Annotated in this window: 6 protein-coding genes; 3 read left to right on the forward strand and 3 right to left on the reverse strand. The window is 64.1% G+C overall.

What is annotated here, in order from left to right; all coding sequences use genetic code 11:
• Positions 1 to 1,154: helicase C-terminal domain-containing protein (locus tag Q0283_RS13985; RefSeq protein ID WP_298045176.1), on the forward strand; the 1,154-nt coding region annotated here is incomplete at its 5' end.
• A 10-nt stretch (positions 1,155 to 1,164) separates the two neighbouring features.
• On the opposite strand, the gene Q0283_RS13990 is transcribed toward Q0283_RS13985, so the two are convergent.
• Positions 1,165 to 3,525, reverse strand: coding sequence for an AAA family ATPase (locus Q0283_RS13990; RefSeq protein ID WP_298045177.1), 2,361 nt, complete (start codon positions 3,523 to 3,525; stop codon positions 1,165 to 1,167).
• A gap of 276 nt (positions 3,526 to 3,801) precedes the next feature.
• On the opposite strand from Q0283_RS13990, the gene Q0283_RS13995 reads away from it, so the two are divergent.
• On the forward strand, positions 3,802 to 3,999 hold the full coding sequence (locus tag Q0283_RS13995) for a hypothetical protein (RefSeq protein WP_298045179.1): 198 nt from the start codon (positions 3,802 to 3,804) through the stop codon (positions 3,997 to 3,999).
• A 160-nt stretch (positions 4,000 to 4,159) separates the two neighbouring features.
• Positions 4,160 to 4,531 carry a hypothetical protein gene (locus tag Q0283_RS14000; protein ID WP_298045180.1) on the forward strand — a complete coding sequence of 124 codons (372 nt, stop codon included), beginning with the start codon at positions 4,160 to 4,162 and terminating at the stop codon, positions 4,529 to 4,531.
• 171 nt (positions 4,532 to 4,702) lie between these two features.
• Here Q0283_RS14000 and Q0283_RS14005 read toward each other — a convergent pair whose 3' ends face one another.
• Together Q0283_RS14005 and Q0283_RS14010 are read right to left on the reverse strand one after the other, a co-directional pair.
• The gene (locus Q0283_RS14005) at positions 4,703 to 5,281 is read right to left on the reverse strand and encodes a recombinase family protein (protein ID WP_298045181.1); all 579 of its coding nucleotides are present in this window, start codon (positions 5,279 to 5,281) and stop codon (positions 4,703 to 4,705) included.
• 195 nt (positions 5,282 to 5,476) lie between these two features.
• The coding region (locus Q0283_RS14010; protein ID WP_298045183.1) for a hypothetical protein at positions 5,477 to 6,312 on the reverse strand (836 nt) is incomplete at its 5' end.

Below are 6,312 nucleotides of genomic sequence, written 5' to 3' on the forward strand. Positions count from 1 at the left end.
AGACCGGGGCATTCATCGCCAACGGCACCCGGCTCACCCTGACCGGGATCAACCCGGACGGCTCCGCCGTGGCCCGCAACGAGAACACCGGGGGAGCAGTGACCCTGGACCCGGACTATCTCGCGTCCTCCACCGAACTCGGGTACGCCACCACCGCGCACCGCTCCCAGGGCGTCACCGTGGACTCCGCCCACGCTGTCGCCAAGGCCGGGCTGTCCCGGGAGCTGTTCTACGTGGCCATGACCCGCGGCCGGCAAGCCAACCACGCCTACGTCGACTTCGGACTCGACCACGAGGCGCACTCCCCGGACGAGTGGGGACTGCTCACCGAGACCCCACCGGCCGAACGCCCGGTGACCGTCCTCGAGGGCGTGCTCAAACGCGAATCCGCTGAGCACACCGCCCACGAAGTCCGCGACCAACAACGAGCCTGGGCCAACGACCTGGGACGCATGGTCCACGAACTCGACTACCTCCACTGGGCCGCCCGCTCCGCCCGATCGCACGAGTGGGTGCAGGCCATCTACGGCGACGACCCCGAGGCGGTCGCCCGGCTGACCGAGGCCGCGACCTGGCCGCAGCTGGTCACAGCCGACCCCGCCCTCCACCACCAGGGCGAGACTGAGACGGACGATGCCGTGCCGGAGATCCTGACCCGCTGCACCCCACGCGCCGAGGAGCCTGCTCTGGCCGCGCCGGAGCACCAGCCCGCCAGCCAACGAGAGGTCACCGCCGACCTCGTGCACCGCATCCACCGGGAACTCGACGGCCGGCTGAACCGGATCGAGACCGACCCGCCCGCCTGGTACGACGAACTCACCCAGCACCACCCCGACCCCGCCGAGCGTCGCGCCGCGGCCGCCGACGTGCTCGTGTGGCGGGCCGTGTCTGGACAGGACGACGCTGACACCGCCCTCGGCAAGGCCCCCACCGAGAAGGACAACACCGCCCGCTACCACCACGCCGCCCACGCCGCCCTGCACCCCAGCCCGGAGAACCGGCCGGACGACCGCTCCGCCCGCCACGATGCGCTGGTGTCGGGGCTATCGGACAACTGGATTAATCTCGATCCAACTCGTCACGGACAGGTGGTTGCCGCGGAACCGCATATTCAGCGCGTCCCTGATCGGGATCGCGAGGGATGGGATCGCTAAAACGGCCCGTTCAGATGTCTTCGACGGGCGCGGCAGCTAAGTCGTCCGGGTCGATTCCCACAACTTCGCACAGGCCGTTGAAATGGGCCTCATCTAGGTGCTTCAGGAAGACGAAGACCGTACTCAAGACGGTGGCAACCTCGTCGCCGTTCACGACATCGTTGGTGTCTGGAGTCTCGCTGTGGGAGTGGGCATGGGTGAACCGTGTGAGTTGTTGACGCAACGCATCCGCATCTCCCTCGTATCCAGCGGCTTCGAGCATGGCCGTTGTCTCGCGCATGGAACCCGTGAAGTCCCCCGTCATCTCGGGTCGCTTGAAAGCCAAGAATGACTCCAGAACTCTGCGAATAACGTTCGGGAAGAGCAGCTGCGCATCCAGTCGGTTCTCGAGGGAATCGGTCGTTCGTAAGTCCTTATGCGCCAAAGCCATCATGAGGAAGGCATGGTGATAGCTGGATCGCAGCTTCTTGCGCGCGCGAGTGGATTCAGGCCACTGCTTCAGAACGGGTCGCCTACGCGTCTCTCCAGCAAATGACAAATGCCTGCCCTGGAGTTCGTAGCGTTCGGCCGGAAAGGCCGCTTGCATGCCTTTTGCCCTGTGGAGGTTCTCCAGTTGGATATCCCACTGTCGGAACAGGTCGAAGCTATGGGTCAGCACGAAGAGCTGGCTGATGTCGTTCTTCTTGGTGGACACGGCGGCCGACCAGATGTAGGTGGAGATGCCCATGAAGACGTTGCTGTCCAGACTGGACACGGGGTCGTCTATGACCACGATTGGCCGGTCCCCCTTCGGATCGAACCGGGCGACGGTCTCCAGGAAATGCACAAGGGTGACGGCCGTTCGTTCCCCCATGCTCAGGCCGGTAGCCGGCATTCCGTTTCGCATCACGCGGTATCGCTTGCCGGAGGGCTCAAATTTGAGTTCAGTACGCCCCAGCAGACGGGCGACCTCTCTCGTCAGGACTTGAGCGCTGGGGGTCGGATCTCCCTCTGCGTTTTCCAATGCCGCGATGTCGATGCCGATTTCATCGAGGCGGTCTGTGATCTCGGTGAGTCGATCGGTGACTGCGGAACATCGTTGGACCAGCTCACGAATCTGCTCGTTCTCGGTGTGGAGGTGGTGGATTTCGAGGTCGAGAGCCGCCTCAGAAACGAGCTGGGCATGAGCGTTGACCCGGTGGTTGTGCTCCTCGCAAATACGCTCCAGTCCGGCCCCTCGGACGGGGGGAGGCTCAGGGAGGTCATATGCGACAGAGGTCAGGACGTTGGCCAGTTTGCTGGTGAACTTCGCGCGGAGGTCGGCGATCCACTTCTTCAGGACTTTGACGTCGTCCCGGAGAAGTTGGGCTTCTGGATCGAATCTCTCGCGCAGATCGTCGAACAACAACCCTCGCGCCGGCACGCGCTGTAGGATCCCATCGGCCTTCGAGTTGAGGTCCGCGAGGATCTGCACTTGTTCTCTTAGTTCGCGCTGGAGCTGGTCCACTTCACGTGAGAAATGCTTCTCGATCTCAAGCTTGCGTGCTTCCGGCAGTGGGCCGCCGCAAAAGGCGCAGGTGTCGGAGTGCTGATGCAACGCCAGTCCTTGCTGGACCCAACTGCTGGCTTCGGGATGGGCTTGCAGCGTGTCCAGGACGATGGTGACTGGGGTGGTCGAGAGCAGGCGCTTCGCCGTCTCAACGAGTGTGCCGTCGACGGCCAAGCTGAAGCCTTCAGTAGGCAGTGGTTCCCTATTGCCTCCACTGATCAACTGCTTCTTGGCTGTCACCTGTTCCAGGAGGAGTGGCGCCAGCCGGTCACTCAGTTCGTGGAGGCGGGATTTCGCTTTGGCGACTGAATACTTGCCACGCGAAGCATAGATTCCGCCCGCAGGTGACAGATCGTCGACTACCGCTTGCGCTGTTCGCTCATATGCGCCCTTGAGGTCCCTTTGATGGTTCCTCTCCTCCGCTGTTCGCTCGGCGCGCTCTGTCAGAAGCTTTTGCTGTTCCTTGGCCAGCTGGTCCAGGCGCTCTTCGTCCTCCTCGGTACGCTCACCCAGAGTCAGTACAGCTTCCATATCCGCACTGCCGTCACGGAAACGGTGGCTTCGCTCTACGTACTCGTCACTGAACACAAGGACGCGGTTGAAGACTGGGTCGGACGTTCCGTTTGTCGTTCGAGCATGCGCGCCGTCTTCAATGGCGACAGACACTTTCTGATGACAACTAGGGTCAGTGCGCAAGGCATCGAGCAGCTGAGCGAGTGAGGACTTGCCTGATCCGTTGTTGCCGTAGATCAAATTGACGCGCTGGAAATCCGGGAGAGAGGCATCCCAGGAAAAGCCGTCAAAGTAATTCTCGTCGCGGATCCAATCGAGTCGACGCAACATCAGGCGGTGCCCCCGTCTGCAAGTGGGCACAGGTGCAGGTCCTGCCCGGCTCGGCCGAGGCCTCCCCGAACCCCTCGCGTGATCAGTTGATGGAATTCCATCATTCCCCTCCGTAGTTCGGCGGCGCCCAAATTGCCATCGCACATCTGCATGAACCTAAGTCGCGCCTAGTCAGATGACTTGTGAGACAGCGATATCACCATAACCGGAGCACCCCCCCCCGGTACTTCTGATCACTCAAGCGGTCTTCTCAGATCGTTCCTATAGGTTCGACTCATGCCGAAGAGAAAAATTGCCATCGAGTTTGATGCCGACAAAGTGCCCGACGCTCGCGCCCTTGCTCGGGCCGTGGTGTCCACCTTCGAAGCCAGTCGCGTGGGTGACGGAACGGTTTACGTCGACGGTTTCTCCATGAACCCCTCCGATGGGTGGTCGGGCGGAGACCACCGCATCGACGTGGTGCAGAACTCGTAGCAGCATCGCGTGCCGGTACTGTGAGACGCGCCTTGTTATCGGGCAGTCTCACGTTTGCACCATCTCCTTGGGGGGTCCTATGCGCCGGACAACGAAACTCGCCGCCATCGCCGTGGTTTCCTTGCCCTTACTGGCTGCGTGCTCTGTCAGTACGACTTTCGTGGACGCCAACGAAGGAGTCGGCCAGCTCGGAGACATCACTGGATGTGAGGTTTCTGAAGAAGCCCAAGAGCTTCACCCGGCCTACAACGGGGTGCCTCCGTTCTCCTCACGCAGCTGCACCTTGGACGTTGGGGATGGTGAGAAGCTGTACCTGTCCGTGGTTCCCGAAGGGGAGGAACCCCTGAAGATCGACGACAGCTTCCCCGGCTACTACGGCATCGCCGGACGTGATCTGATCCTCGCCGGCGAGAACTGGGAACTCCATGCCACTTCGTACAGAGGCGAATACTGGCCTGCGTTCAAAGACATGCAGAAGGAATGGGGCGGTGAGTTGATAGTCCCCGATGGGGTCGAAACTCCCGACAACTGACCCGGTGACTATGCAGTGGCCTCACTGGCAGGCACGGTCATAGCGGGACGCAATCGCCCGGCTGATTCACAGGAGCTTCTAGCTCTCGAAGAAGAGGCCGCCTACAAAGATGGTTACGCACGAGCAGCTGCCCGGAGGGGGCCTGATAGCCGCCCCGTGGCGTAGATACGACTAACGTTCCGCACTTCTCAGGTGCCGGTAGATGGTGGGGCGGGTGACGCCGAATTCGCGGGCGATCTGTTCGACGGTGTGGGCGCGTTTGCCCTCGGCGTCGGTTTCCTCGTACATTTCGCGGGCGAGTTGGACCTGGCGCGGGCCGAGCTTGGGTTTCTGCCCGCCGGTGCGCCCGCGGGCCCGGGCAGCGGCGAGCCCGTCCCGGGTCCGTTCGGACATCAAGGCGTGTTCGAACTCGGCGATCGAACCGATGATCTGGAAGAACATCCGCCCCAGGGCGGTGGAAGTGTCGATGCCCTGGTCCAGGACCACCAGGTCCACACCACGGTCCTGCAGTGTTTTGGACAGATCGATGAGGTTCTCCAGCGACCGTCCGAGCCGGTCCAGCTTGGTGACCACGAGCTGGTCCCCGGGCCGGTTGGCCGAGAGCAGTGCCTTGTCGAGTTCTGGTCGGCGGGCGAGCGTGCCCGAGGCGGTGTCGAGGAACACCTGTTCGCACCCTGCCGCGACCAGGGCGTCGTGTTGGGCCTCGGGGTGCTGGTCGCGGGTGGAGACCCGCCCGTAGCCGATGCGCATCCCCACAACGTATCACTGGCGGGGGTGGGCGTTACATTGGCGCGTACACGGCAAGCGTTACAGAATGGGGCGCCGGATCACGCGGCTCCCACTTCGGAGTCGTGAATGTATTGCGAACGATCGTTTCCGTACAGGCGCATCGGTGGCGGCAGCAGGTGTCACGGTCGTGCGCTGGCGCTGACCGGGTCGGGGACCTCAGTCCGCGCGGAGGTGGTGGTCGGCGAGGAAGGCGCGGGCGCGGCCGATTCGGCGGTCGGTGCAGAAGGCGGACCACTGGTCGGTGAGGTTCTCGTCGTGGACGAGGTCGCGGATCCGGCCGAAGGCACCGGTGCCCTGGATGGCCCGTTCCAGCCGGGCGCGCAGGGTGTGGTCGTGTTGCCGGGCGGCGAAGGTGGCCATGTCCGCCCAGCCCTCCCGTGAACCGGTGGGCTCCAACCGGAGCCACCGGTCCGGGTCGTCCTCCACCTCGATGGCGGCGTCCTGGCCGACGAGGGCCGGGTCGGTGTCCTCGTCGGTGTACACCTGCCCGGTGCGCACCTCGAGCCAGCCCCCAGTCGAGGTCCCGGGATCGGTTTCGAGGACGGCGGCGAGCGTCTCCAGATCCACCGGCAGCACGGGCTCGGCCGGCGGCTCGCGGCGCAGGGCGGCCAGTAGGTCTTCGGCCAGGACCTCGTCGCCGGGCCCGGCCCGCATGGTGAGCCGGTTGATCACCGACAGCGCCACCGGCTCGGCCTGGTCGCGGCGTTGTTCCAGGGCCATCGGGATCCCGGTCCCCACCTGTTGCAGCGCGTCCTCGATGTCGCGTCCGGTTATTGCGGCCAGGAACCCGGCCGCATCCGAGCCGGCGATCACCCGGCGCACCTCGGCCAGATCCAACTCGGGCAGCTGGGATTGTGCTGGCCAGGTGTGTAGCCGCATTGGGTGTGGCTGGCTTGGTCGGCGCGGGGGGCGGCTTTCCCCGTCGTCCTGGGCCCAGCGGCGCCCGTACTGGTCCGGGATGGTGCCCCAGCCGAAGTACGGCAAAGGCACCG

Source organism: uncultured Citricoccus sp. (genome assembly GCF_937871995.1).
Taxonomy (GTDB): domain Bacteria; phylum Actinomycetota; class Actinomycetes; order Actinomycetales; family Micrococcaceae; genus Citricoccus.

Bases quoted from the DNA above. Each gene is read 5' to 3' on its own strand.
- Q0283_RS13990 (WP_298045177.1), bottom strand. From the start codon at position 3,525: ATGTTGCGTCGACTCGATTGGATCCGCGACGAGAATTACTTTGACGGC.
- Q0283_RS13995 (WP_298045179.1), top strand. From the start codon at position 3,802: ATGCCGAAGAGAAAAATTGCCATCGAGTTTGATGCCGACAAAGTGCCC.
- Q0283_RS14005 (WP_298045181.1), bottom strand. From the start codon at position 5,281: ATGCGCATCGGCTACGGGCGGGTCTCCACCCGCGACCAGCACCCCGAG.